The organism is Mycolicibacterium wolinskyi str. Jessa 2025 (assembly GCF_049241375.1).
GTDB classification, from domain to species: Bacteria; Actinomycetota; Actinomycetes; order Mycobacteriales; family Mycobacteriaceae; genus Mycobacterium; species Mycobacterium wolinskyi.
Genome location: NZ_CP185960.1, coordinates 720,488 through 743,331, shown reverse-complemented (window position 1 = coordinate 743,331; position 22,844 = coordinate 720,488). Strand labels below are relative to the sequence as shown.

The window sequence follows — 22,844 nt, the reverse complement described above, 5'->3', positions numbered from 1 at the left end:
AAGCACTTGCTTTGTTAGAGGAGCACCATGACGAGCGCCCGCCGCACCGTTCCAGCGGTGCTGGACCGGATTGCCGTGCAGTTTTCCGACCATGACGCCCTGGTCAGCACCGATCGCAGGCTGACTTACTCGCAGCTGCGGGACGAGGTTAGGCAGGCCGCCGCGGCGGTGGTCGCGTTGGGCGTGCAGCCCGGCGACCGCGTCGCGATCTGGTCGCCGAACACGTGGCACTGGGTGGTGGCCTGCCTGGCCACGCACTACGCCGGCGGCGTGGTCGTGCCACTCAACACGCGCTACACGGCCAGTGAGGCCACCGACATCCTGGCCCGCACCGCGGCACCCCTCTTGATCGCGGCCGGCAAGTTCCTGGGCGCCGACAAGACCGCCGACCTCGACCGGGAGGCACTGCCGTCGTTGCGTCACGTCGTGCGGGTTCCGATCGACGAGGACGACGGCACCTGGGACGAGTTCGTGGCGCAAGGCAGCGATCTCGACGAGGTCGACCGGCGCGCCGCGGCCGTCCAGCCCGACGACGTCTCCGACATCCTGTTCACCTCAGGAACCACGGGCCGCAGCAAGGGTGTGCGGTGCGCGCATCGGCAATCGCTCGACGGGTCGGCCGCGTGGGCCGAATGCGGTCAGGTCACCAGCGCCGACCGCTACCTGTGCATCAACCCGTTCTTCCACAACTTCGGCTACAAGGCCGGCATCCTGGCCTGCCTGCAGACGGGCGCGACGCTGATCCCGCAGTTGACGTTCGATCCCGAGCAGGCGATGAAAGCGGTTGCCGAGCAACGCATCACCGTGCTCCCCGGCCCGCCGACCATCTACCAGACTCTGCTCGACCATCCGAAGCGCGGCGACTACGACCTCAGCTCGTTGCGGTTCGCGGTCACGGGCGCCGCCGTCGTCCCGGTCGTGCTTATCGAGCGCATGCAGAACGAGCTCGACATCGACATCGTCCTCACCGCCTACGGACTGACCGAGGCCGCCGGGTTCGGCACGATGTGCCGGCCCGACGACGACGCCGTCACCGTCGCGACCACGTGCGGCCGGCCCATCGCCGATTTCGAACTGCGGCTTGACGATTCCGGTGAAGTGCTGCTACGCGGACCCAACGTGATGCTCGGTTACCTCGACGATCCCGAGGCCACCGCCGCGGCCATCGACGCCGACGGCTGGCTACACACCGGAGACATCGGCACGTTGGACGCCGCGGGGAATCTCACGATCACCGACCGCCTCAAGGACATGTACATCTGCGGCGGGTTCAACGTGTACCCGGCAGAGATCGAGCAGGTGCTGGCCCGGTTGGACGGCGTGGCCGAATCCGCGGTGATCGGGGTACCCGACGACCGGCTCGGTGAAGTGGGTAAGGCATTCGTAGTGGTCAAGGCCGGGGCGCAACTCGACGAGGCAGCTGTGATCGCTTATGCGCGTGAGCATCTGGCGAACTTCAAGGTGCCGCGATCGGTGGAGTTTCTTGACATGTTGCCGCGCAATCCAGGTGGCAAGGTGGTCAAGCCGGTCCTGCGGGAAAGGGTGTAATGGACCTGAGTTTCGATGACGAGACCGAGGCCTTCCGGGCAGAGGTCCGTGAGTTCCTGGAAGCCAATCGGGAGTTCTTCCCGACGAAGTCGTACGACACGCTCGAAGGCTTCGAGCAGCACCGGCGTTGGGACAAGGTGCTCTTCGACGCCGGGTTATCGGTGATCGCCTGGCCGAAGAAGTACGGCGGCCGCGACGCGACCCTGCTGCAATGGGTGGTGTTCGAGGAGGAGTACTTCCGCGCCGGTGCACCGGGCCGGGCAAGCGCCAACGGCACCTCGATGCTCGCGCCGACGCTGTTCGCGCACGGCACCGAAGAACAACTCGATCGGGTTCTGCCGAAAATGGCCAGCGGCGAGGAGATCTGGGCCCAGGCCTGGTCCGAACCGGAGTCGGGCAGCGACCTGGCATCGCTGCGGTCGACGGCGACCAAGGTCGATGGCGGCTGGAAGCTCAACGGCCAGAAGATCTGGAGCTCACGCGCACCGTTCGGGGAGCGCGGCTTCGGCCTGTTCCGCTCGGACCCAGAAGCCCAGCGCCACAAGGGCCTGACCTACTTCATGTTCGACCTGAAGGCCGAGGGCATCACCGTACGCCCGATCGCCCAGCTCGGCGGTGACACCGGCTTCGGCGAGATCTTCCTCGACGACGTGTTCGTCCCCGACAACGACGTGATCGGTGGTGTGCACGACGGCTGGCGCGCGGCGATGAGCACGTCGAGCAACGAGCGCGGCATGTCACTGCGCAGCCCGGCTCGATTCCTCGCGCCGGCAGAACGCCTCGTGGCGCTCTGGAAAGACAACCCGGACCCGGTGTTCACCGACCGCGTCGCCGACGCATGGATAAAGGCCCAGGCCTACCGGTTGCACACCTTCGGCACCGTGACGCGGCTGTCCAACGGCGGCGAGCTCGGCGCCGAATCATCGGTGACCAAGGTGTTCTGGTCCGACCTCGACGTCGCACTGCATCAGACCGCGCTGGATATGCGTGGCGCGGAGGGCGAACTCATGGACTCCTGGACCGAGGGATTGCTGTTCGCGCTCGGCGGACCGATCTACGCCGGTACCAACGAAATCCAACGCAACATCATCGCAGAGAGATTGCTCGGCCTACCGCGTGAATCTGGAGGGAAGAGCAAGTGAACTTCGAGATAGACGAACAGCAGCGCGATTTCGCGGCAAGCATCGACGCGGCACTCGGCTCCGCCGACGTTCCGGCTGCCGTGCGGGCCTGGGCGGCCGGAGACACCGCGCCCGGACGCAAGGTCTGGTCACAGCTGGCCGACCTCGGTGTGACGGCACTGCTCGTGGCCGAGAAGTTCGACGGCATCGAGGCGCATCCGGTCGATGCGGTCGTGGCGTTGGAGCGGTTGGGCTACTGGGCGGTGCCCGGGCCGGTCACCGAATCCATCGGCGTAGCACCGATCTTGTTGGCCGACGACGAGCGCTCGGGAGCGTTGGCCTCGGGCGAGCTGATCGCCACCGTCGCGCTACCTCCCCAGGCGCCGCGTGCCGTCGACGCTCACTTCGCCGGCCTCATTCTGGCGGCCGGCGACGGCGAGGTCCGCGACGGCGCGGCCGGTACACAGCACGATTCGGTCGATCCCGCCCGTAAGTTGTTCGATGTCGACGCCACCGGTGACGCCCGGCCGGCCGACACCGCACGCGCCTACGAGTTCGGTGTGCTGGCCACGGCCGCTCAGCTCGTCGGCGCCGGCCAGGCGATGCTCGACCAGTCCGTCGAATATGCCAAGCAGCGCAGCCAGTTCGGCCGGATCATCGGCTCGTATCAGGCCATCAAGCACAAGCTCGCCGACGTGCACATCGCGGTCGAGTTGGCCCGCCCGCTCGTCTACGGTGCGGCGCTGTCACTTGCGGAGGGTTCGCCGGATACGGCACGCGACGTGAGTGCGGCCAAGGTCGCGGCTTCCGATGCCGCGCTGCTGGCCGCCCGGTCTGCGCTGCAGACCCACGGCGCGATCGGCTTCACGCAAGAGCATGATCTTTCCCTGCTGCTGCTTCGTGTGCAGGCGCTGCGCTCGGCGTGGGGAGACCCGACACTGCACCGGCGCCGACTGCTGGAGGTCCTCTCGTGAGCGAAGAACGCGAACTCTTGCGCGACACCGTCGCCGCGCTGGTCGACAAGCATGCGTCACCGGAGGCGGTGCGCGCGGCGATGGAGTCCGAACGCGGCTACGACGAGAAGTTGTGGCAACTGCTGTGTGAGCAGGTCGGGGCGGCGGCCCTGGTGGTGCCCGAGGAACTCGGCGGTGCCGGCGGCGAAGTCGCCGACGCCGCAGTGGTTCTAGAGGAGCTCGGCAAGGCCCTCGTCCCCACGCCGCTGCTCGGGACCACGCTCGCCGAGTTGGCGCTGCTGGCAACCGATCAAGCCGAGCCACTCGAGTCATTGGTTGAGGGCACGTCCATCGGAGCCGTGGTGTTCGACCCCGAGTACGTCATCAACGGCGACATCGCTGACGTCGTCATCGCGGCCGATGGGGAAAACCTCACTCGCTGGACCACTTTCACCGCCCTGCCCAAGACGACGATGGATCTGACTCGCCGACTGTCTGCCGTCACGCCCGGTGAGACCACACCCCTTGGCGCCGATCCCGGCCTCGCCGACACCGCCGCACTGTTGATGGCCGCCGAACAGATCGGCGCCGCGTCGAGGTGCCTTGACCTGACCGTCGCGTATACCAAGGACCGCGTGCAGTTCGGCCGCCCGATCGGCAGCTTCCAGGCGCTCAAGCACCGGATGGCCGACCTCTACGTCAAGGTGGCCTCCGCGCGAGCCGTCGTGCACGACTCGATCGCCGACCCGTCGCCCACCTCGGCCTCGCTCGCCCGCTACTTCGCCAGCGAAGCACTCTCCGCGGTGACCGCCGAGGCCGTCCAGATGCACGGCGGTATCGCGATCACCTGGGAACACGACATCCAGCTCTACTTCAAGCGTGCGCACGGCAGCGCCCAGCTGCTCGGCCCGCCCCGCGAGCATCTGCGCCGGCTCGAAGCCCAGGTGTTCTAGCCTGGCTGGGATGGACGTTTCGCTGCGCGCCGGTATCCCGCCCTTCTATGTCATGGACGTGTGGTTGGCCGCCGCCGATCGCCAGCGCACGCACGGTGACCTGGTCAATCTCTCGGCCGGGCAGCCCAGCGCCGGGGCGCCCGCACCGGTGCGCGAGGCCGCCGTCGCCGCACTGAACCGCAATCAGCTGGGCTACACGGTGGCGCTCGGCATCCCCGAGTTGCGCGCGGCGATCGCGGGGTCCTACCGCGTCCGGTACGGCGTCGACGTCGGCGTCGACGACGTCGTGCTCACCACCGGATCGTCGGGTGGATTCTTGTTGACGTTCCTCGCGTGCTTCGACGTGGGCGATCGGGTGGCGATCGCCAGCCCGGGTTATCCGTGTTACCGCAACATTCTCACGGCGCTGGGGTGTGAGGTCGTGGAGATTCCGTGCGGGGCCGAGACCCGTTTCCAGCCGACCGTGGCCATGCTCGATGAACTCGATCCGCCCGTGCAGGGCGTGATCGTCGCGAGCCCGGCCAATCCCACCGGCACGGTGATCCCACCCGACGAGCTGGCAGCGATCGCGTCCTGGTGCGATGTGTCAGGCGTCCGGCTGATCAGCGACGAGGTCTACCACGGCTTGGTGTACGAGGGTGCGCCGGCGACCAGTTGTGCGTGGGAGACCTCACGAAAATCCGTGGTGGTCAACAGTTTTTCGAAGTACTTCGCGATGACCGGATGGCGGCTCGGCTGGCTGCTGGTCCCCGCCGAGCTGCGCCGCGCCGTGGACTGCCTGACCGGAAACTTCACGATCTGCCCGCCCGCACTGGCCCAGCACGCCGCGGTGGCCGCGTTCACCCCGGAGTCGCTCGGCGAGGCTGAAGGTCTGCTCGCCCACTACGCCGACAACCGGCGACTGCTGCTCGACGGGCTCCGCGCAATCGGCATCGATCGGCTGGCGCCGACCGACGGCGCGTTCTACGTCTACGCCGATGTCAGCGAGTTCACCAACGATTCCCTGTCGTTCTGCTCGAAACTGTTGGCGGACACCGGTGTTGCGATTGCTCCCGGCATCGACTTCGACACCGTCCGCGGCGGCTCCTACGTCCGGCTGTCATTCGCCGGTCCGACGAGTGACATCGAAGAGGCACTGCGCCGGATCGGGCCCTGGCTGGGTGCCTAGTCGGGTAACGATCACCATCCCGAGATGCGGATGATGTCGGCGGCGATCTCGGCTACGGTGCGATCGTCGGTGGCGATGTGATGAGCCACGTCGCCGCCGGCTTGGAGGCGTGCACTCATCTCTTTGCTGGACGTGAGGTGCCGGTCGAGTGCGGAGCCGATCTCACGTTGCCTCAGACGTTTTCGCGCTGTGGCATCGGTACAGGTGAGCAGGATTGCGGTGATTTTCGGGTTGCCGCCGATGGCGGCGGATAGTCGTTTGATCTCTTCGGGCAGCACGCTCGCGGTGTTGGTGTAGAGCATGCGGTGGTAACCCAGTTCCCGGTAGTTCTGCCACATCGCCGCGAGGTTGCGTTCAGCGAGGTTGTGTTCCTGCGGCGCCGGATAGGCCATGTCGAGGAAGTCGCCGTCGATGAGGCAATGAGCGACCCCCGCGGCACTCAACTTGGCATGGACCTCGAAACCGACGCTGGTCTTGCCGCTTCCCGAACGCCCGCCGATGAACACCGCTTCGCTGACCATGAGATTGCAGTCTGCCCGCCATCGAATGGGAGTTGTCGGTGGGTGCGGGTAGTGTCGTCCATGTGTTCGAAAGTTTGTTCGACATCGATCCGGGGGCATCGGAGCAACAGCTGCGCGCCCTGGTCGAGAAGTACGAACTGCTGAAACCCGCACTCGCGGCCGCCCAGGCCCGCGCGACGGCGTTGTGGGATGCCAAGCGCCGCGCCCGCGAGGCCGCCGACGGAGTCCCGGCCGCCACACGCGGACGGGGTTTGGCCGCCGAGGTCGCGTTGGCGCGGCGCGAGGCACCCAAGAAAGGCGACCAGTATCTCGGGCTGGCCAAAGCACTCGTCCATGAAATGCCCCACACCCTGGCCGCCCTGGAAGCCGGGATGCTCTCGGAATGGCGGGCCACCCTGATCGTGCGCGAATCAGCCTGCCTGGACGTCGAGGACCGGCGCCGGCTGGATGCCGAACTGTGCGCCGACCCGACACGGCTGCAGGGCTGGGGCAACAGTCGGGTCAAGGCCGAGGCCCGCAAGATCGCGCTGCGCCTGGATGCCGCGGCGGTCGTCGAACGGGCGGCCAAGGCCGCCGCCGACCGCGGGGTGTGGATCCGCCCGGCCCCCGACACCATGGCGTATGTGACGGTGCTGTTGCCCGTCGCCCGAGCCGTCGCGGTCTACGCCGCCTGCAAAAACGCCGCCGACACCACCTACGACGAGCGCACCCGCGGCCAGATCATGGCCGACACCGTCTACGAACGCGTCACCGGCCGGCCCGCCCCCCAACCGGTACCGCTCGCCCTCAACCTCGTGATGGCCGACACCACGTTGGCCGGCGACGACGACGCAGCCGCATGGCTGGGCGACTACGGGCCGGTGCCCGCGGGTTTCGTCCGCACCCTGACCGGCGATGCCGTCGCCGACGCCGAGGTGAAAGCGACACTGCGGCGCCTGTACCGCCACCCCGACAGCGCGCAGCTGCTCGCCATGGAGTCGCGGGCCCGGATCTTCCCCAAAGGCCTGGCCAGGCTGCTCGAACTGCGCGACCAAACCTGTCGCACCCCGTACTGCGACGCGCCGATCCGCCACCACGACCACGCCGTCCCCACACATCACGACGGCCCCACAAGCGCACTCAACGGCCTCGGCCTGTGCGAAGCGTGCAACTACGCCAAAGAAGCACCCGGCTGGTCGGTCACCACCACCGACACCCACGGCAACCACACCACCCAATACCGCACACCCACCGGCGCGGTCTACCACTCCACCGCCCCACCACTACCCGGACCACCCATCAGAACGACGGTAAGCATCATCGAAGACCAGATCACCATCGACCTGGTCACCTTCGAAGCCGCCTAAGTCGCCCGGTAACGCCGCCGCGGGCGCCTACCCGCCGCTGAGGAAGACCTGCAAGCCCTCCTCGGGCGCGACAGCGTTGGTGACATTGGCCGCGACGACGACCAACATCAACGCCGACAGCGCAGCTGTCGACGCGGTGAATCCGACCGGCAGACGCCGACGCAAACACACTGCGACCACGACGATCAGGACAGCGGCCACGAGGGCGGCGAGCCCGGCCAATACGGCGTGGTATCGGGCGAAGTCCCCGACCATCACGGCAAGTGCGGTCTCGTGGGCGTCACCGACAACGGAATGGGCCTGCCTGGCTTCGTCTGACAGCATCGGCAACAGCGAGGCGAACGGTGCCGCTGCGCCCTGGACGTTCGCCATTGTCAGGATCGTCGCGCCCACGGCGAGCACTGCCGTCACGGCGCGGCCCCACGTCCTGCGCGACCGAAGGCACAGGACCGCGAGCACGGCCAGCAGGCCCGCGGCGATCGCGGCCTTGGCGACGTGATACCACAACCAGTAGTCGACTAGGTCTTGGAGATCTGATGTGCGTACCCCCGATCGCCAGTACGCGGCAAAGCTCTTGTCGAGCGCGTCGACGAGCGGCTGGTTGTCGTAGAAGCTTCCATATCCGCCGCCGGCCAACACGGCCGGTGCCACGACGAAGGCCACCGCAAGAATCGCGGCGGTAACCATCAACGACCTGTTACCGGCGAACAGACGCATACCAATCCAGCAGAGCCGGGTTGTCGACTGCGCTGCGCTCCACCACTTTTGCCGCGTCGGCGCCCTGGAAGAGCTTCTTGATCGGCACCTCGAGCTTCTTGCCCGTGCGGGTGTGCGGAACACCAGGGGCGACGATGATCTCGTCGGGCACGTGGCGCGGCGACACCTCGGTACGGATGGTCTGCTTGATGCGTTCGGTCAGCTCGTCGGTGAGTTCGACACCGTCGGACAGCACCACGAACAACGGCATCCAGTAGCCGCCGTCGGGTTGTTCGGCTCCGATCACCAGGGCTTCCACGATCTCCGGCAGCCGCTCGACCGACTGGTAGATGTCGGCACTGCCCATCCGGATGCCGTGCCGATTGAGCGTGGAGTCGGAGCGGCCGTGCACGACGATGCTGCCGTGGTCGGTGATCGTGATCCAGTCTCCGTGCCGCCACATGCCAGGGAACATCTCGAAATAGGCGTCGCGGTAACGGGATCCGTCAGGGTCGTTCCAGAAGGCGATCGGCATCGACGGCAGCGGTTTGGTGATGACGAGCTCACCGACCTCGCCCCGGACAGGGTTTCCGGCTTCATCCCAAGCGTCGAGTGCCACACCCAGGTACGGCGCAGACAGCTCCCCCGGCCACACCGGAACCGTCGGCACACCACCGATGAAAGCCGACACCACATCCGTGCCGCCACTGATCGACGCGACCTGGACTCGTTCACCGACGTTGTCGCGCAACCACAAAGCCGACGACGGCGGCAGCGATGATCCCGTGATGCCGACGACCTTCAGCGCCGACAAGTCGTGCTCCTTGCGCGGCACACAACCGGCTTTCGCGCAGGCCAAGACGTAGCCCGGACTCGTTCCCAACACCGTGGCCCCGACGCTGGCCGCGATACTCCAAAGCGCGTCGGGCTCCGGGTAGGTGGGGCTGCCGTCGTAGCAGACGATGGTCGCGCCCACGAGCAAGCCCGCCACCTGGAAGTTCCACATCATCCAGCTCGGGCTGGTGTACCAGAAGAACGTGTCGTCGGCGCCGATGTCGGACTGCAGTGCGACGGCTTTGAGGTGTTCGAGCACGACCCCTCCATGGCCGTGCACGATGCCCTTTGGTAAGCCGGTGGTTCCCGACGAGTACAGGATCCACAGCGGATGGTCGAATTCGACTGCCGCGGTGTTCAGTTCGGCATCGACGGGCGCAGACGTCGCGGCCCAGTCGAGCCAGTCGGATCGCGCCGCGCCCAAACGGGACACCAGCACCGACGCCTTCAAGGTGGGCAGGCCGTCTCGCAGCGCGGTGATGTCCTCGGTCTTGTCGTGCGTTTTGCCGCCGAATCGGTAGCCGTCGGCTGCCACGAGCACCGTCGGTTCCAACTGGCCGAGCCGGTCGAGCGCCGCCTTGGCGGTGTAGTCCTGGCCGCACGCACTCCAGATTGCGCCGATGCTGGCGGTGGCCAGAAAGGCGATGATCGCTTCGGGAATGTTGGGCAGATAGCCGACCACCCGGTCGCCTTGCTGCACTCCGAGCGAGAGCAGGGTGTCGGCGAATGCCGTTGTGCGCTGGAGTAGTTCATCCCAGGACAGCTCGCTGACGGCGCCGCCCTCGGCTACGTACAAAATCGCCGGGCGGTCGGTGCGGGCATTGCGCTTGATCTGGTCGACGTAGTTCAACCGGGCACCGGGAAACCAGCGGGCACCCGGCATCGCCGCGTCGGCGAGCACGGCGCCGGGCCGGTCGCCGAGGTCGAAGTAGTCCCACAGCGCGGCCCAGAACGCGTCGGGATCGTCGACCGACCATTGCCAGAGTGCGTGATAGTCGGGGGCAGCGATGCCTGTCCGCGATTCGACGAACCGGCTGAAGTCGGTGACCCGTGCCTCCGTGCGGTCCCGCTCGGTAGGGACCCACTGAGGTTCGGTCGCTTCGCTCATCTCGCGCTCCACCCGCCATCCATCGTGTACGACGCACCGGTCACCATGCGGGCGGCCGGCGATGCCAGCCAACCTACCAACGCGCCAACCTCTTCGGGCTCGACCAGTTGTTTGATGGCGCTCTCCTTGAGGAGGATCTGCGCGACGACGTCATCCTCGGGGATGCCGTGGATGCGGGCCTGGTCGGCGATCTGCTTGGTCACCAGCGGCGTCCTGACGTAGCCGGGGTTGACGCAGTTGCTGGTCACCTGGTGCGGACCGCCCTCCAGCGCAGTCACCTTGGACAGCCCTTCCAGCGCGTGCTTGGCGGTGACGTAGCCGACCTTGTACTCCGACGCTCGCAACCCGTGCACCGACGAGACGTTGACGATGCGCCCGAACCGTTGGCGATACATGTGCGGCAGCGAAGCTCTGATGAGCAGGAACGGCACCTCGACCATCAACGCCAGCAGCATCCGGAACTTGTCCGGCGGGAACTCCTCGATCGGGTTGATGCTCTGGACGCCGGCGTTGTTGACCAGGATGTCGCAGTCCAGTTCCAGCCGCTCCAACGCTGCCACGTCGAGAAGGTCTACGGCCCAAGGCTTTCCGCCGATCTCGGCGGCCAGCGCGCCTGCCCCATCGGCATCGACGTCGGCCACGGTGACCACGGCCCCGCGCGCGGCCAGTTCGCGCGCACACGCCGCCCCGATCCCGCTCGCCGCGCCGGTGACCAACGCCGTGCGGCCCGCCAGGTCCGTCACAGGACGCCGTGCTTCGCGAGGACCTCACGGTCGGCCTGGTCGATGCTCTCAAGGTCGGTACCCACCGTCTCGCGCATGAAGAGGGCTGCGACGAGCGTGACCGCGGCGGCACACGCGAGATAGATGGCGATGGGCACCCACGAGTCGAACACGTCGAGCAGTTTGACGGCGATGATCGGCGCCAGCGACCCGGCGACGATCGACGTCACCTGATAGCCAAGGGACACACCGGAATAGCGCATCCGGGTCGGGAACATCTCGGCCATGATCGCGGGCTGCGGCGAATACATGAGCGCGTGGATGATCAGGCCGATGATGATCGCACCCATGATCACCAGATAGTTGGCGCTGTTCATCATCGGGAAGGCGAAGAACGCCCAGACCCCCGCGCCGATCGCGCCGACGATGTACACCGGGCGCCGGCCGAATCGGTCCGACAGGCGGCCCACCGTCGGGATGGCAACGAAGTGCACGGCGTGCGCGGCCAGCAGCCACCACAGGATGTCGCTGGTGTCAGCGCCCACCTGAACCTTGAGGTAGGTAATGGAGAACGTGACCACCAGGTAGTACATGATGTTCTCGGCGAACCGCAGCCCCATCGCGGTGAAAACGCCACGGGGATAACGCGTGAGCACCTCGACGACGCCATACGACACCGCTTTGACCCGCTCGACCTCCTGCTGCGCGGCCAGGAAGATCGGCGCATCGGAGACCTTGGTGCGGATGTAGTAGCCGATCAGCACGACCACCGCCGACAGCCAGAATGCGACGCGCCAACCCCAGGACAGGAACGCCGCATCGGACAGTGTCGTCGTCAAGAGCAACAGCACGACGGTCGCGAGCATGTTGCCCACCGGTACGGCCGCCTGGGGCCAGCTGGCCCAGAACCCGCGGCTCTGGTTGGGGCTGTGCTCGGCGACCAGCAACACCGCGCCGCCCCACTCGCCGCCGACGGCGAAGCCCTGGATGAACCGCAACACCACGAGCAGCGTCGGCGCCAGATATCCGATCTGGTTGAACGTCGGCAGGCAGCCCATCAGGAAGGTGGCCGCGCCGACCAGCAGCAGGCTGAACTGCAGCAGCTTCTTACGGCCGTACTTGTCGCCGAAGTGACCGAACACCACCCCGCCGAGCGGGCGGGCGATGAAGCCGACCGCATACGTCACGAACGCCGCGAGAATCGCGTCGAGATCACTCGTGCTCTCGGCGAAGAAGACCTTGCTGAACACCAGCGTGGCGGCGGTTCCGTAGAGGAAGAACTCATACCACTCCACGACGGTGCCGGCCATCGACGCGGCGACGACACGGCGCAGGCCGGTCGGGATGGGCGCGCTCATCGGCGACTCCTTATGACGTGTGCCATCTGCGCCGGGGCTCTGTGATGCCCGCGACAGTTGAGGTGAGTATTCCTGCAGGTTCGCGCAGCTCGCAATGGCCAATTGTGCGCCGTCATTCTGCGAAAATGCAGATATGGACGTAGCTCGACGGCCCAGCGCCGATGACCTGCTGGTGTTGCTCGCCGTCGGTCGGTCCGGCCGTTACACCACCGCAGCCGACGAACTCGGCATCAACCACACGACCATCTCGCGGCGCATCGCCGCGCTCGAGCAGGCAATCGGCGGGCGCGTGCTGACGCGCGGCGCCGGGGGCTGGGAACTCACCGAGCTCGGACGTGCGGCGCTGTCGGCCGCCGAAGCCATCGAGTCTGCGGTGGACTCGCTGTCCGCGGGTGGCCTTCGTCAGCTCGAGGGCGTCGTGCGGATCTCGGCGACCGACGGGTTCAGCGCATACATCGCCGCGCCGGCAGCCGCCCGGGTGCAGCGGCGCCACCCCCTGATCGCCGTCGAGATCGTGGCCGCCACCAGACGCGCGTCGCAGCAGCGCTCCAGCCTCGACCTTGAGATCGTCGTCGGGGCACCCCAGGTACGTCGCGCGGAGGCGATCCGCCTCGGCGACTACTGCCTCGGCCTCTACGGCGCTCGCGATTACCTCGATGAGCATGGCACGCCGGGAAGCGTCGACGACCTCGCCCGGTTCCCGCTGGTCTATTTCATCGACTCGATGCTCCAGGTCGACGACCTCGACATCGCCACGAGCTTCGCGCCGGCCATGCGGGAATCGGTGACGTCGACGAATGTGTTCGTCCACGTCGAAGCGACCCGTGCCGCCGCGGGTCTCGGTCTGCTGCCGTGCTTCATGGCCGACCGGCACGCAGATCTGGTCCGGGTGCTGCCGGATACCGTTGCGGTGCAGCTCAGTTACTGGCTCGTGGCCCGGGCCGAGACGCTGCGCCGCCCCGTCGTCGCGGCCGTCGTCGACGCGATCCGCGACCGCATGGCCGATCAGCATGACGTCCTCCTGGGCGTCGGCTGACAGGTCGCGCAGGCATGATCGGGACATGCCGGACCCGCTTTCCATCCATACGAACCGTCGTCGTGCCGATTCCTTCGGAGCTGCCGCCGACGACTACGACCGTTATCGCCCCCGTTATGCCGGGTCTCTCATTACGAGCCTTGTGACCGGCGACCGCACGTCGGCACTCGACGTCGGAGCGGGCACGGGTATCGCATCCGAACAGCTGAGGGCGGCCGGCGCAGAAGTCCTTGCGGTCGAACCCGATCCGCGAATGGCGCAGGTCGCAGTGGGCAAAGGCGTGACCGTCGAGCAGGCGACCTTCGAGGATTGGGACCCGCGCGGAAGACACTTCGATCTCGTGGTGTTCGCGTCGTCATTCCATTGGGTGGAACCACGGCGCGCCCTTCACAAGGTCGCGACGCTGCTGAAGCCAGGCGGGCACCTGGCGCTGATGTGGAATCGGGTCACGCCGATGACGCCGAGCCGCGCCGAGCTCGACGAGGTGTACGCAGGGTTTCTCGATCCATCCGAGCGGCCCACCGTGGACGCCGACCGTACGCCCGAGGTCACCGCACTCATCGAAGAGTGCGGGTTCGCTGTGGAACTGCGGCGCATCGTCGAGCACCTGCACTATGACGCCACCGAGTGGGTGAACATGGTGGGTACGTACTCCAACGTCCTCACCTTGCCGGCGCACGACCGCCTCCAACTACGGGATCGGTTGGAGCAGCGGATCGGCTCGGCCGGTGTCGATGCCGAGAACGACGCCATCGCGGTTGTCTGCACACCGCGTTGAGGATCGATCAGACTGTTGTCATGCCTTTCATCGAGCACGAACGCGGGCGGGCTTACTACCGGCACTGGGCGGCCGCCGAACCGCGAGCCGCGGTGATCTTCCTGCACGGGTTCGGTGAACACACCGGCGTGTACCACCGCTACGGCTTCACTCTGAACGCGGCGGCCATCGACTTGTGGGCGGTCGACCAGTTCGGCCACGGGCTGAGCCCCGGCAGGCGCGGGGATTTCGGCAGGATCGAGGACAGCTCCTCGCTGGCTGACTCACTCACCGAACTCGCGGCAGCAGAACACCCGGGATTGCCGTTGATCGCACAGGGGCATTCATTCGGTTCGGTCGTCACGCTGTTTCGGCTGTTGGGTGAGCCCGACAAATACCGGGCCGGCGTCATATCCGGCGCGCCGCTCGTCCCGATACCGGAAATGCTCGACGCGGACACGTCTTTCGAGCTACACCCGACCGCGCTGTCGAGCGATCCGTTCTATCTGGATTCCTTGGAGAACGATCCGCTCGCGTTCGTCGACGCCGACGGCGCACCGCTGACCCGCGAGCTGGACCGCGGCTGGGACCGGTTCGGCACGGAGTTGCCGAAACTGACGGTACCGACGCTGGCCGTGCACGGTTCGGCCGATGTCATCGCACCGGCCGGTGCCGTCCGCGCGTATGCCGAGCAGATAGAGCCGTTGCAGTTCAAAGAGTTTCACGGCTATCGACACGACATCCTCAACGAGTCGGTGCACCGTGAGGTCGCCGCGGCGATCATCGACTTCATCGACACGCAGATCGGTCAGCGCGACGCTTCATAACCAGCGGTCAGCCACCGCATGGTGCGATCGATAGTCGGCAGGATGTCGGTCACCTCGATCTCGCCCGCGGCGAAGCGCCCGGTCAAGCCGAACACGAGACTCGACAGGATCGTGTCGAGGTCGGCGATGAACACGTCGTCGACGCCGGTCAGAATCTCCATCGCGGCAGGCACCACGGCGTCGAGACCACGCCGCACCAGACGTTCGCCACCCGGCGCGGACCGCGACCTGAAATACGCCATCAGCATGCCGGGATGCTTCTCCCAGGGTTCGAAGATGGTGCGAAACATGCGCATCATGCCGTCATATAGCGATTCGTCGGCCGGGTGCGGCTGGCCGGCCAGGCCCGAGTAGCGGTTCTCCTCCATCCAGCTGTCCAGCGCAGCGAGGATCAGTTCGTCACGGGTCGAATAGCGCTTGTAGATCGTGGCGAGCGAGGTCTTGGACCGGCGTGCGACCTCACGCAACTGCACGGCGTCATAGCCGTCGGATTCGAGGATCTCCACGACGATGTCGAGGATCCGGTCGCGCTCATTGGCCACTTCGAGAACACCCTTGCCGTCGGTAGATAACCCCGTTACCGTACCGGAGTAACTCAGTTACTGACATTCCCGGTGCGCAACGAAGCGAGGATCAATGGGGCAATTGGACGGCAAGGTCGCCTTCATCACCGGGGTGGCCCGCGGCCAGGGCCGCAGCCATGCAATCCGGCTGGCCGGCGAGGGTGCCGCGATCATCGGCGTGGACATCTGCGCTGACATCGCGTCGAACGGCTACCCGATGGCCAAACGCGCCGAACTCGACGAGACGGTCGCCCTTGTCGAGGCGGCGGGCGGCAAGATGGTCGGCTCGGTCGCCGACGTCCGTGACTTCCACCAACTGAAAGCCGCGCTCGATGCCGGGGTCGAGCAGTTCGGCGGACTGGACATCGTGTGCGCGAACGCCGGGATCGCGACGATGGCGTTCCGCGAGCTCACGATCGAAGAAGACCTCGAGATGTGGACCGACGTGCTCGACGTCAATCTGGTCGGGTCATTCCACACCGCCAAGGCAGCGATCCCCCATCTGATCGCCGGCGGCCGCGGCGGCGCGATCGTGTTCACGAGCTCCACCGCCGGCCTGCGCGGATTCGGCGGCCTGCAGGGCGGTGGCCTGGGCTATGCCGCATCCAAACACGGCATCGTCGGGTTGATGCGCACACTCGCCAATGCGCTTGCCCCTCACAGCATTCGGGTCAACACCGTACATCCGACCGCGGTCAACACGATGATGGCGGTCAACCCGGCCATGACGGCGTTCTTGGAGAACTATCCCGACGGCGGTCCGCATCTGCAGAACCCGATGCCGGTCTCACTGCTGGAACCGGAGGACATCAGCGCCGCGATCGCCTACCTGGTCTCCGATGCCGCCAAATACGTCACCGGGGTGACCTTCCCCGTCGACGCCGGATTCTGCAACAAACTATGACGGGCCGGGTAGCGGGCAAGCGCGTGCTGATCACCGGCGCAGCACGCGGTATGGGCCGAAGTCACGCCGTCCGCCTCGCCGAAGAAGGCGCCGACCTGATCCTGGTCGACATCTGCCGATCCCTGGACGAGATCGAGTACCCGCTCTCATCGCGCGAGGATCTCGACGAAACCGCACGGCTCGTCGAGAAGCAGGGCCGCCAAGCTGTTACGCATGTGGTCGACGTGCGCGACGGGGCGGCACTGGCGGCCGCCGTCGACGACGGTGTCGCACGACTCGGCGGGCTGGACGCCGCGGTGGCCAACGCCGGCGTGCTGACCGCAGGGACCTGGGACACCACCACCGCCGAGCAGTGGCGAACGGTGGTGGATGTCAACCTGATCGGGGCCTGGAACACGTGTGCCGCGGCGCTGCCCCATCTCGTCGAACGTGGCGGCAGCCTCGTCAACATCAGCTCGGCCGCGGGCATCAAGGGCACACCGCTGCACACGCCCTACACCGCATCGAAGCACGGCGTGGTCGGGATGAGCCGCGCACTCGCCAACGAGCTTGCCGCCCGGCATGTCCGGGTCAACACCGTCCATCCGACCGGTGTCGAGACCGGTATGCATCCCGCCTCGCTACACACACTGATCGCCGAACAGCGACCCGATCTCGCGCCCTTGTTTGGAAACGCGATACCCATCGTGATGGCCGAGGCGATCGACATCAGCAATGCGGTGCTGTTCCTGGTATCCGACGAATCGCGCTATGTCACCGGTCTGGAATTCAAAGTCGATGCGGGCGTGACGATCCGATGACAGTATTGGAGGCCCGATCACCCTGTCACTGCGGTGAATTCGATGTGGAGTTCAGTCAGGCCGCGCAGTAGGAACGTCGGCTCGTAGGAGTAGTGACGCTCGCCCGCCGGTCCATGTGCGTCCGCACTGATGGTGATGTCGCGCATGCGGTCCAACAAGCGGTGCACGGTGATCACCCCTTCCACGCGGGCGAGTGGCGCGCCGGCACACGTGTGGATGCCGCGCCCGAACGCGATGTGTTCGCGCACATTCGGGCGTTCGATGTCGAACTCGTTCGGCTCGGGAAACTTTCGCGGGTCGCGGTTGGCGGCGCCGAGGCACAGCATCAGGACGGTGCCGGCTTTGATGTGCACGCCGCCGAGCGTCGTGGTCTTGCGTGCGAGCCGGAAGTCGACCTTGGTCGGGCTCTGCGTCCTCAGCGCCTCTTCGATGAACGCCGGGATCAGCTCAGGCTTGTCGCGTAGCAGCTGTTGGTACTCGGGGCGCTCGCCCAGCGTCTGAACCGCTGCGCTGAGCAGCTTGGTGACGGTCTCCTGGCCCGCCGCGAACAGGAAAGTGGCCGGCCTGACCACTTCGAGCAATTCGGGAGTCGAGCCGTCGGGATAGGTCGCCGAGGCCATCCCACCGAGGACGTCGTTCCTGGGCTCGCGCCGCCGCTCGGCGATGTAACCGCTGAACTTGTCGTCGAGGTACTGCAACGGGTTGAGGCCAACGGGTTCGCCGTCGAGCGCCCCTACCCGGCTGCCCGGCTGCTTGCCCGCACCGAGGGCCAGCCGGAACTCGGCGCGATCCTCTTCGGGCACTCCGAGCAGATCGGTGATCGCGAGGGTCGCAAAGGGTTTGGCGTACTCGCTGAGGAACTCGCACCTGCCGTTGGCGATGAACTCGTCGAGCTGGCGGTCGGCCAGCTGCCACATATAGTCCTCGTTCTCTTTCAGCCGGCGCGGCGTCAGCAGCCTGCTCAGGAGAGAACGCGCCCGCTCGTGTTCGGGTGGATCCATGACGACCATGTGCTCGAAGATCGGGAACTCGTGCCGATGCGCCTCGATCTGCGCAGAGATGTCGTCCCCCTCGGGCTCGAACGGCAGTGGCGGGAACGGTCCACCGATCGCGTTGACCGCGGAGAACGAATCGGTGTCCTTGAACGCCACCATCACCTCCTGATAGCCGGTCACGGCGACGACGCCGTGGTGCGGCTCAGCGAAAACCGGCCCCTGGCTTCGCAGGTAGTCGAAGTACTCGTACGGGTCCTGCGTGATCGCCGGGTCGGAGAAGTAATCCACAGATGCCAGATCGGGCATGCTCAGCGGCCTTTCGTGGGCAGGGTTGAGAATGTGATGGCCTGGCGGGGACAGGCGTCGACGGCGGCTTTCACCCGACCCCACCGCGATTCGGGTGGCGTCGCATCGGCGGCGGCGACCTCGTCGTCGCCCAGTACGAAGACATCGGGTGCCAGGTCGATGCACAATGCGTGGCCTTCGCACAGGCGGCCGTCGACGCGTAGTTCGTGCCAGCTCGGATCTTCAGACATCGGTTCCCTCAGGCGACATCGTTTGATCGATCGATCAAACTGCTAGGATGGCTCATGCTTACCAGGTGCTATCGGGAGCGGTCAAGGGTTCCAAGCCAACCGTCATTTTGTCTGGCCCGCAATGCTTCTGAGAGTATCGGCTGATGCCCGCACCACGCGCAGCCAAGGACAAAGATGCGGGTACGCGACGACGGCTGATCGAGGCGACCGCTCAGGTGATCCGCGACGAGGGCTATGCCGCGGCGACCACCCGGCGCATCGCCGCCGTGGCCGGCGTCAGGTCGGCGTTGGTGTACTACTACTTCGACACCCTCGACGACTTGTTCGTCGCGGTATTGCGAAGCGGCGCCGACGCGGCGCTCACGCGGATGCGCGAGGCCATCGCCGACGAGGACCCACTCCGGGCCTTGTGGGTCCTCAACTCCGACTCGCGCCTGACCGGTCTCAACACCGAGTTCATGGCGATGGCCAACCACCGCAAGGCCATCGGCGCCGAACTCAAGTCCTATTCCGAACGCGTCCGGGACATCGAGACCACCGCCATGGCCATGGTCCTCCGGACACACGGAGTCGACACCGACGAGTATCCGCCCGTCGTGATGTCGATGCTGCTCACCCAGTCGGCGCGCAGCCTCTGCAACGAGGAGGCCGTCGGGGTGATGCAGGGCCACGACGAGTTTCGCGCGTTCATCGAGCGAATGCTGCACCGGTTCGCGACGAAATAGGCTGGGCTACTTCAACATACTGCCGGCGTCGACAGTGACGGGAAGGCCGGTGATGTAGCGCGCCTCATCGGAGGCGAGGAACAACACCGCGTTGCTGATGTCCACGGGCTCCACCCAGCCGATCGGCAGCACGTGCATGAACTGCGCAGCAAGGGCCAGATCGTCGGGTCCCGGGTTTTCCAGGTCGGGACGAAACAACTTCATGGTGCCCTCATTCATGAACATCGGCGTGTTCACGTTGGTCGGATGCACCGAGTTCACCCGGATCGAATGCTGACCCAGTTCGACGGCGAAACTCCGCATCAGCCCCACCACACCGTGTTTCGCCGCGATGTAGTGGCCGGTGTGCGGGTATGCCTTCAGCCCGCCGACCGAGCTCGTGAGAATGATGGATCCCCCGCTTCCTGATGAAAGCAGATGCGGCACCGCGGCTTTCACGGTCTTCCACACGCCGGACAGGTTGACGCCGATCATGTCGTTCCAGTCCTGCTCGCTGGTCTTGTCCAACGTCTCACCACCGTTGCCGATACCCGCATTCGCGACGATGATGTCCAGCCTGCCCAACTGCTCGACCCCGCCGTCGACGGCCGCCTTGAGCGCGTCGAAATCGCGCACGTCCACCTCTGCCGTGACGATCCTTCGGTTCAACGCCTTGACCAGATCGGCCGTCTCCGCGAGGTCGTCGGAGGTCGACGGCGGGATCACGCTGTTGCTGCTGACCTGCCGGCAGATGTCGACCGCGATGATGTCCGCACCCTCCTGCGCGAGTCGCACGGCGTGACTGCGCCCCTGCCCACGTGCCGCCCCGGTGATGAATGCAACCTTGCCTTCGACGCGCCCTGCCATCGCCAGCCTTTCCATGTTTTGATCGATCGATCAAAGATGTCAGCGCGTCGGCCACGCTGTCAATAGGCAATTTGATCGATTGATCAATCGACGGATCGGCGACAATGCGACTGAGCCCCCTCCGCGAGGAGGGGGCCCAGTCTTGTCAACGACATAAAGTTCTAAAGCCAGGTGTCCTGGGTGGTGGCCGTGAGGAACGCCTCCAGATCGTCACGCCACTGCGCCGGGGTGTTCTTGTCGGGTTCGATGCCGGTGTACTCACCGCGGTAGAACAGCAGTGGCCGGGGCTTTCGTTTGGGCACCTCCGACAACGAATGCACTGCACCGAACACCACGAAGTGATCGCCGCCGTCATGCACCGAATCGACCTTGCAGTCGATGTGCGCAAGCGCGCCGTCGATCACTGGAGAGCCGAGCTGCGAAGGCTCCCAATCGATTCCGGCGAACTTGTCGGGTTCTTTTGAGCCGAACCGCGCCGACACGTGCTGCTGCTTCTCGTGGAGGATGTTCACGCAGAACCGTCCGCTGGCCTCGATGGCCTGCCACGACCGCGACTGCTTGGTCGGGCAGAACAGCACCAGCGGCGGATCAAGCGACAGCGCGGCGAAGGACTGGCACGCGAATCCGACCGGCACCTCGTCATGCACGGTCGTGATGATCGTGATGCCGGTGCAGAACTGGCCCAGCACATTCCGGAATGTGCGTGGGTCGATCGGCTCGGGCTGCGTCACTTGAACCCGACGCTGAAGTCATGGCCCCACAGGCTGACTGCGGTCGATTCGCGGGCCACCCAGTCGTTGTCGTCGACTTCGAGTCCCTCACAACCGAATTCGATGTCGAACCCGCCCGGTGTCTTCATGTAGAAGGACAGCATCTTGTCGTTGACGTGGCGGCCCAGCGTCGCCGACATCTTCACCTTGCGGCGCAGCGCACGGTCCAGGCACAGGCCTACGTCGTCGGCCTCGCCCACCTCGACCATGAGATGCACGATGCCGCTTGGCGTCTGGCCCGGCATGAACGCCAGGCTGTGGTGGCGCGGGTTGACGCCGAGGAAGCGCAGCCACGCCGGCTCGCCGTCCGCGGGCCGGCCCACCAGCTGCGGCGGCAGCCGCATCGAGTCGCGCAGGTGAAAGCCCAGCACGTCACGGTAGAAGTGCAGCGTCTCGGCGTCGTCCTTGGTGGTCAGCACGACGTGCCCGAGCCCCTGCTCCTCGGTGACGAACTTGTGCCCGTACGGGCTGACCACGCGGCGGTGTTCAAGCGCGACACCGTGGAAGACCTCGAGCGTGTTGCCGGAGGGATCGTCGAAGACGATCATCTCGTCGACGCGGCGATCGGCCAGCTCGGTGGCAGTGGCTTCCTTGTACGGCGTGCCGTTGGCCTCAAGCCGGGTGCGAATGTCCTGCAGTTCGGCGGCATTCGCGGTTTCCCAGCCCGACTCCAGCAGCCGGTCGTGCTCGCCGGGGACGATCACGAGCCGCGCCGGGAACTCGTCCATCCGCAGGTACAGTGCGCCCTCGGTCTGGCCCTTGCCCTCGACCATGCCGAGCACCTTCAGGCCGTACTCCCGCCAAGCCGCGACGTCGGTGGCCTCGATGCGCAGGTACCCCAGCGACTTGATGCTCATGCGCTAGCCTCCCAGGAAATCGATGGTGAGCTTGTTGAACTCGTCGAACTTCTCCACCTGAGCCCAGTGCCCACACTGCCCGAAAACGTGGAGCTGCACGCGCGGAATCTGCTTGACCGCGACGAGCGCGCCGTCGAGCGGGTTGACCCGGTCCTCACGGCCCCAGATCAACAGCACCGGCTGGCGCAGCTTGTAGACCTCGCGCCACATCATGCCGAGCTCGAAGTCGGGTCCGGCGAAAGATTTCCCCATGGCCCGGGTGGCGGCCAATGATTCCGGTGTACTGGCGATCGCAAAGCGCTCTTCGACCAACTCCGGCGTGACCAGCTTCTGGTCGAACACCATGATGCGGATGAAGGCTTCGAGGTTCTCGCGGGTCGGCTCAAAGTTGAACTTGGCGAGCGCCTTCACGCCCTCGGTCGGGTCGGGCGCGAACAAGTTGACGCTGAGCCCACCGGGCCCCATCAACACGAGCTTGCCCGCGCGGTCCGGATAGTCGAGCGCGAAGCGCACCGCGGTACCGCCGCCCAGCGAATTGCCGAGCAGCGGAATGCGGCCCTGCAGCCCGAGATGGTCGAACAGGCCCAGCAGCGCCTTGGCGCTGTAGCGGTTGTACTGCTCGTGCTCGGTGTGCTTGTCGGAGTGACCGTATCCGGGTTGGTCGACTGCGAGCACGTGGAAATGCTCGGCCAGCACCGCGACGTTGCGCCCGAAGTTGGACCAGGCCGAAGCACCCGGGCCGCCGCCGTGCAGCAGCACGATCGTCTGCGCTTCCGGGTCACCGGCCTCGTGGTAGTGCAGGCGCATGTCCATCTCACCCGCGCGGACCTGCGCATACCGCGACGTGGACTCAAATGTGATCTCTTGCTGCTGTGCAGCTTCGGCGGCGAAGGAAGTCAT

General features: G+C 66.2%; 24 protein-coding genes. 12 read left to right on the top strand and 12 right to left on the bottom strand.

Annotated elements, in window-relative coordinates:
• Nucleotides 1-27 precede the first annotated feature (27 nt).
• The 5 genes from fadD3 to ACOI2T_RS03830 are packed head-to-tail and all read left to right on the top strand — an operon-like array spanning nucleotide 28 to nucleotide 5,743.
• Nucleotides 28-1,548, top strand: a complete 1,521-nt coding sequence (gene fadD3, locus ACOI2T_RS03850; protein ID WP_409502705.1) for a 3-((3aS,4S,7aS)-7a-methyl-1,5-dioxo-octahydro-1H-inden-4-yl)propanoate--CoA ligase FadD3 — start codon at nucleotides 28-30, stop codon at nucleotides 1,546-1,548.
• The gene (locus ACOI2T_RS03845) at nucleotides 1,548-2,690 is read left to right on the top strand and encodes an acyl-CoA dehydrogenase family protein (protein ID WP_409502704.1); all 1,143 of its coding nucleotides are present in this window, start codon (nucleotides 1,548-1,550) and stop codon (nucleotides 2,688-2,690) included. The genes fadD3 and ACOI2T_RS03845 overlap by 1 nt, the downstream gene beginning before the upstream one ends.
• Nucleotides 2,687-3,643 (top strand): acyl-CoA dehydrogenase family protein, encoded by a 957-nt coding sequence (locus ACOI2T_RS03840; protein ID WP_409502703.1) that lies wholly within the window; start codon nucleotides 2,687-2,689, stop codon nucleotides 3,641-3,643. Before ACOI2T_RS03845 ends, ACOI2T_RS03840 begins: the two co-directional genes overlap by 4 nt.
• The gene (ipdE2, locus tag ACOI2T_RS03835; RefSeq protein WP_409502702.1) at nucleotides 3,640-4,575 is read left to right on the top strand and encodes an acyl-CoA dehydrogenase IpdE2; all 936 of its coding nucleotides are present in this window, start codon (nucleotides 3,640-3,642) and stop codon (nucleotides 4,573-4,575) included. The genes ACOI2T_RS03840 and ipdE2 overlap by 4 nt, the downstream gene beginning before the upstream one ends.
• Nucleotides 4,576-4,585: 10 nt before the next feature.
• Nucleotides 4,586-5,743, top strand: coding sequence for a pyridoxal phosphate-dependent aminotransferase (locus ACOI2T_RS03830; RefSeq protein WP_409502701.1), 1,158 nt, complete (start codon nucleotides 4,586-4,588; stop codon nucleotides 5,741-5,743).
• A gap of 11 nt (nucleotides 5,744-5,754) precedes the next feature.
• Here ACOI2T_RS03830 and ACOI2T_RS03825 read toward each other — a convergent pair whose 3' ends face one another.
• Nucleotides 5,755-6,264, bottom strand: coding sequence for an adenylyl-sulfate kinase (locus tag ACOI2T_RS03825; RefSeq protein ID WP_409502700.1), 510 nt, complete (start codon nucleotides 6,262-6,264; stop codon nucleotides 5,755-5,757).
• Between the two features lie 62 nt (nucleotides 6,265-6,326).
• On the opposite strand from ACOI2T_RS03825, the gene ACOI2T_RS03820 reads away from it, so the two are divergent.
• A complete protein-coding gene (locus tag ACOI2T_RS03820; RefSeq protein WP_409502699.1) occupies nucleotides 6,327-7,610 on the top strand; it encodes an HNH endonuclease in 1,284 nt (427 codons plus the stop codon).
• A 27-nt stretch (nucleotides 7,611-7,637) separates the two neighbouring features.
• On the opposite strand, the gene ACOI2T_RS03815 is transcribed toward ACOI2T_RS03820, so the two are convergent.
• Genes ACOI2T_RS03815 through ACOI2T_RS03800 form a run of 4 tightly spaced genes read right to left on the bottom strand, consistent with a single transcriptional unit; the run spans nucleotide 7,638 to nucleotide 12,328 of the window.
• A complete protein-coding gene (locus ACOI2T_RS03815) occupies nucleotides 7,638-8,297 on the bottom strand; it encodes a hypothetical protein (protein WP_409502698.1) in 660 nt (219 codons plus the stop codon).
• Nucleotides 8,298-8,307: 10 nt separating this feature from the next.
• Nucleotides 8,308-10,248: an acetoacetate--CoA ligase gene (locus tag ACOI2T_RS03810; protein ID WP_409502697.1), complete on the bottom strand. Its 1,941-nt coding sequence runs from the start codon at nucleotides 10,246-10,248 to the stop codon at nucleotides 8,308-8,310.
• Nucleotides 10,245-10,991, bottom strand: coding sequence for a 3-hydroxybutyrate dehydrogenase (locus tag ACOI2T_RS03805; RefSeq protein ID WP_409502696.1), 747 nt, complete (start codon nucleotides 10,989-10,991; stop codon nucleotides 10,245-10,247). Before ACOI2T_RS03805 ends, ACOI2T_RS03810 begins: the two co-directional genes overlap by 4 nt.
• The gene (locus tag ACOI2T_RS03800; RefSeq protein ID WP_409502695.1) at nucleotides 10,988-12,328 is read right to left on the bottom strand and encodes an MFS transporter; all 1,341 of its coding nucleotides are present in this window, start codon (nucleotides 12,326-12,328) and stop codon (nucleotides 10,988-10,990) included. The genes ACOI2T_RS03805 and ACOI2T_RS03800 overlap by 4 nt, the downstream gene beginning before the upstream one ends.
• Nucleotides 12,329-12,422: 94 nt before the next feature.
• Between ACOI2T_RS03800 and ACOI2T_RS03795 the strand changes: the two genes are divergently transcribed.
• Genes ACOI2T_RS03795 through ACOI2T_RS03785 form a run of 3 tightly spaced genes read left to right on the top strand, consistent with a single transcriptional unit; the run spans nucleotide 12,423 to nucleotide 14,948 of the window.
• The gene (locus tag ACOI2T_RS03795; protein ID WP_409502694.1) at nucleotides 12,423-13,364 is read left to right on the top strand and encodes a LysR family transcriptional regulator; all 942 of its coding nucleotides are present in this window, start codon (nucleotides 12,423-12,425) and stop codon (nucleotides 13,362-13,364) included.
• 43 nt (nucleotides 13,365-13,407) lie between these two features.
• Nucleotides 13,408-14,142, top strand: coding sequence for a class I SAM-dependent methyltransferase (locus tag ACOI2T_RS03790; RefSeq protein WP_409502763.1), 735 nt, complete (start codon nucleotides 13,408-13,410; stop codon nucleotides 14,140-14,142).
• A gap of 20 nt (nucleotides 14,143-14,162) precedes the next feature.
• Nucleotides 14,163-14,948 (top strand): alpha/beta fold hydrolase, encoded by a 786-nt coding sequence (locus ACOI2T_RS03785; protein WP_409502693.1) that lies wholly within the window; start codon nucleotides 14,163-14,165, stop codon nucleotides 14,946-14,948.
• Here the strand turns inward: ACOI2T_RS03785 and ACOI2T_RS03780 are convergent.
• Complete coding sequence (locus ACOI2T_RS03780; protein ID WP_409502692.1) at nucleotides 14,930-15,490, bottom strand: TetR/AcrR family transcriptional regulator; 561 nt, start codon at nucleotides 15,488-15,490, stop codon at nucleotides 14,930-14,932. The two genes, ACOI2T_RS03785 and ACOI2T_RS03780, sit on opposite strands and share 19 nt — an antisense overlap.
• 94 nt (nucleotides 15,491-15,584) lie before the next feature.
• On the opposite strand from ACOI2T_RS03780, the gene ACOI2T_RS03775 reads away from it, so the two are divergent.
• Nucleotides 15,585-16,415 carry a mycofactocin-coupled SDR family oxidoreductase gene (locus ACOI2T_RS03775; protein ID WP_067850527.1) on the top strand — a complete coding sequence of 277 codons (831 nt, stop codon included), beginning with the start codon at nucleotides 15,585-15,587 and terminating at the stop codon, nucleotides 16,413-16,415.
• A complete protein-coding gene (locus ACOI2T_RS03770; RefSeq protein WP_409502691.1) occupies nucleotides 16,412-17,215 on the top strand; it encodes a mycofactocin-coupled SDR family oxidoreductase in 804 nt (267 codons plus the stop codon). Before ACOI2T_RS03775 ends, ACOI2T_RS03770 begins: the two co-directional genes overlap by 4 nt.
• Before the next feature lie 17 nt (nucleotides 17,216-17,232).
• Here the strand turns inward: ACOI2T_RS03770 and ACOI2T_RS03765 are convergent, their stop codons facing one another.
• Together ACOI2T_RS03765 and ACOI2T_RS03760 are read right to left on the bottom strand one after the other, a co-directional pair.
• Nucleotides 17,233-18,516, bottom strand: coding sequence for a cytochrome P450 (locus ACOI2T_RS03765; RefSeq protein ID WP_409502690.1), 1,284 nt, complete (start codon nucleotides 18,514-18,516; stop codon nucleotides 17,233-17,235).
• A 2-nt stretch (nucleotides 18,517-18,518) separates the two neighbouring features.
• Complete coding sequence (locus ACOI2T_RS03760; protein ID WP_409502689.1) at nucleotides 18,519-18,746, bottom strand: ferredoxin; 228 nt, start codon at nucleotides 18,744-18,746, stop codon at nucleotides 18,519-18,521.
• A gap of 143 nt (nucleotides 18,747-18,889) precedes the next feature.
• Between ACOI2T_RS03760 and ACOI2T_RS03755 the strand changes: the two genes are divergently transcribed.
• Nucleotides 18,890-19,471, top strand: a complete 582-nt coding sequence (locus ACOI2T_RS03755) for a TetR/AcrR family transcriptional regulator (RefSeq protein WP_409502688.1) — start codon at nucleotides 18,890-18,892, stop codon at nucleotides 19,469-19,471.
• Between the two features lie 6 nt (nucleotides 19,472-19,477).
• Here the strand turns inward: ACOI2T_RS03755 and ACOI2T_RS03750 are convergent, their stop codons facing one another.
• From ACOI2T_RS03750 to hsaD, 4 genes are all read right to left on the bottom strand, one after another.
• Complete coding sequence (locus ACOI2T_RS03750) at nucleotides 19,478-20,317, bottom strand: mycofactocin-coupled SDR family oxidoreductase (protein WP_409502687.1); 840 nt, start codon at nucleotides 20,315-20,317, stop codon at nucleotides 19,478-19,480.
• A 161-nt stretch (nucleotides 20,318-20,478) separates the two neighbouring features.
• Nucleotides 20,479-21,048, bottom strand: a complete 570-nt coding sequence (gene hsaB / locus ACOI2T_RS03745) for a 3-hydroxy-9,10-secoandrosta-1,3,5(10)-triene-9,17-dione monooxygenase reductase subunit (protein WP_067850513.1) — start codon at nucleotides 21,046-21,048, stop codon at nucleotides 20,479-20,481.
• Nucleotides 21,045-21,944 (bottom strand): iron-dependent extradiol dioxygenase HsaC, encoded by a 900-nt coding sequence (gene hsaC / locus ACOI2T_RS03740; RefSeq protein WP_067850511.1) that lies wholly within the window; start codon nucleotides 21,942-21,944, stop codon nucleotides 21,045-21,047. The genes hsaB and hsaC overlap by 4 nt, the downstream gene beginning before the upstream one ends.
• Before the next feature lie 3 nt (nucleotides 21,945-21,947).
• Complete coding sequence (gene hsaD, locus ACOI2T_RS03735; RefSeq protein ID WP_409502686.1) at nucleotides 21,948-22,844, bottom strand: 4,5:9,10-diseco-3-hydroxy-5,9,17-trioxoandrosta-1(10),2-diene-4-oate hydrolase; 897 nt, start codon at nucleotides 22,842-22,844, stop codon at nucleotides 21,948-21,950.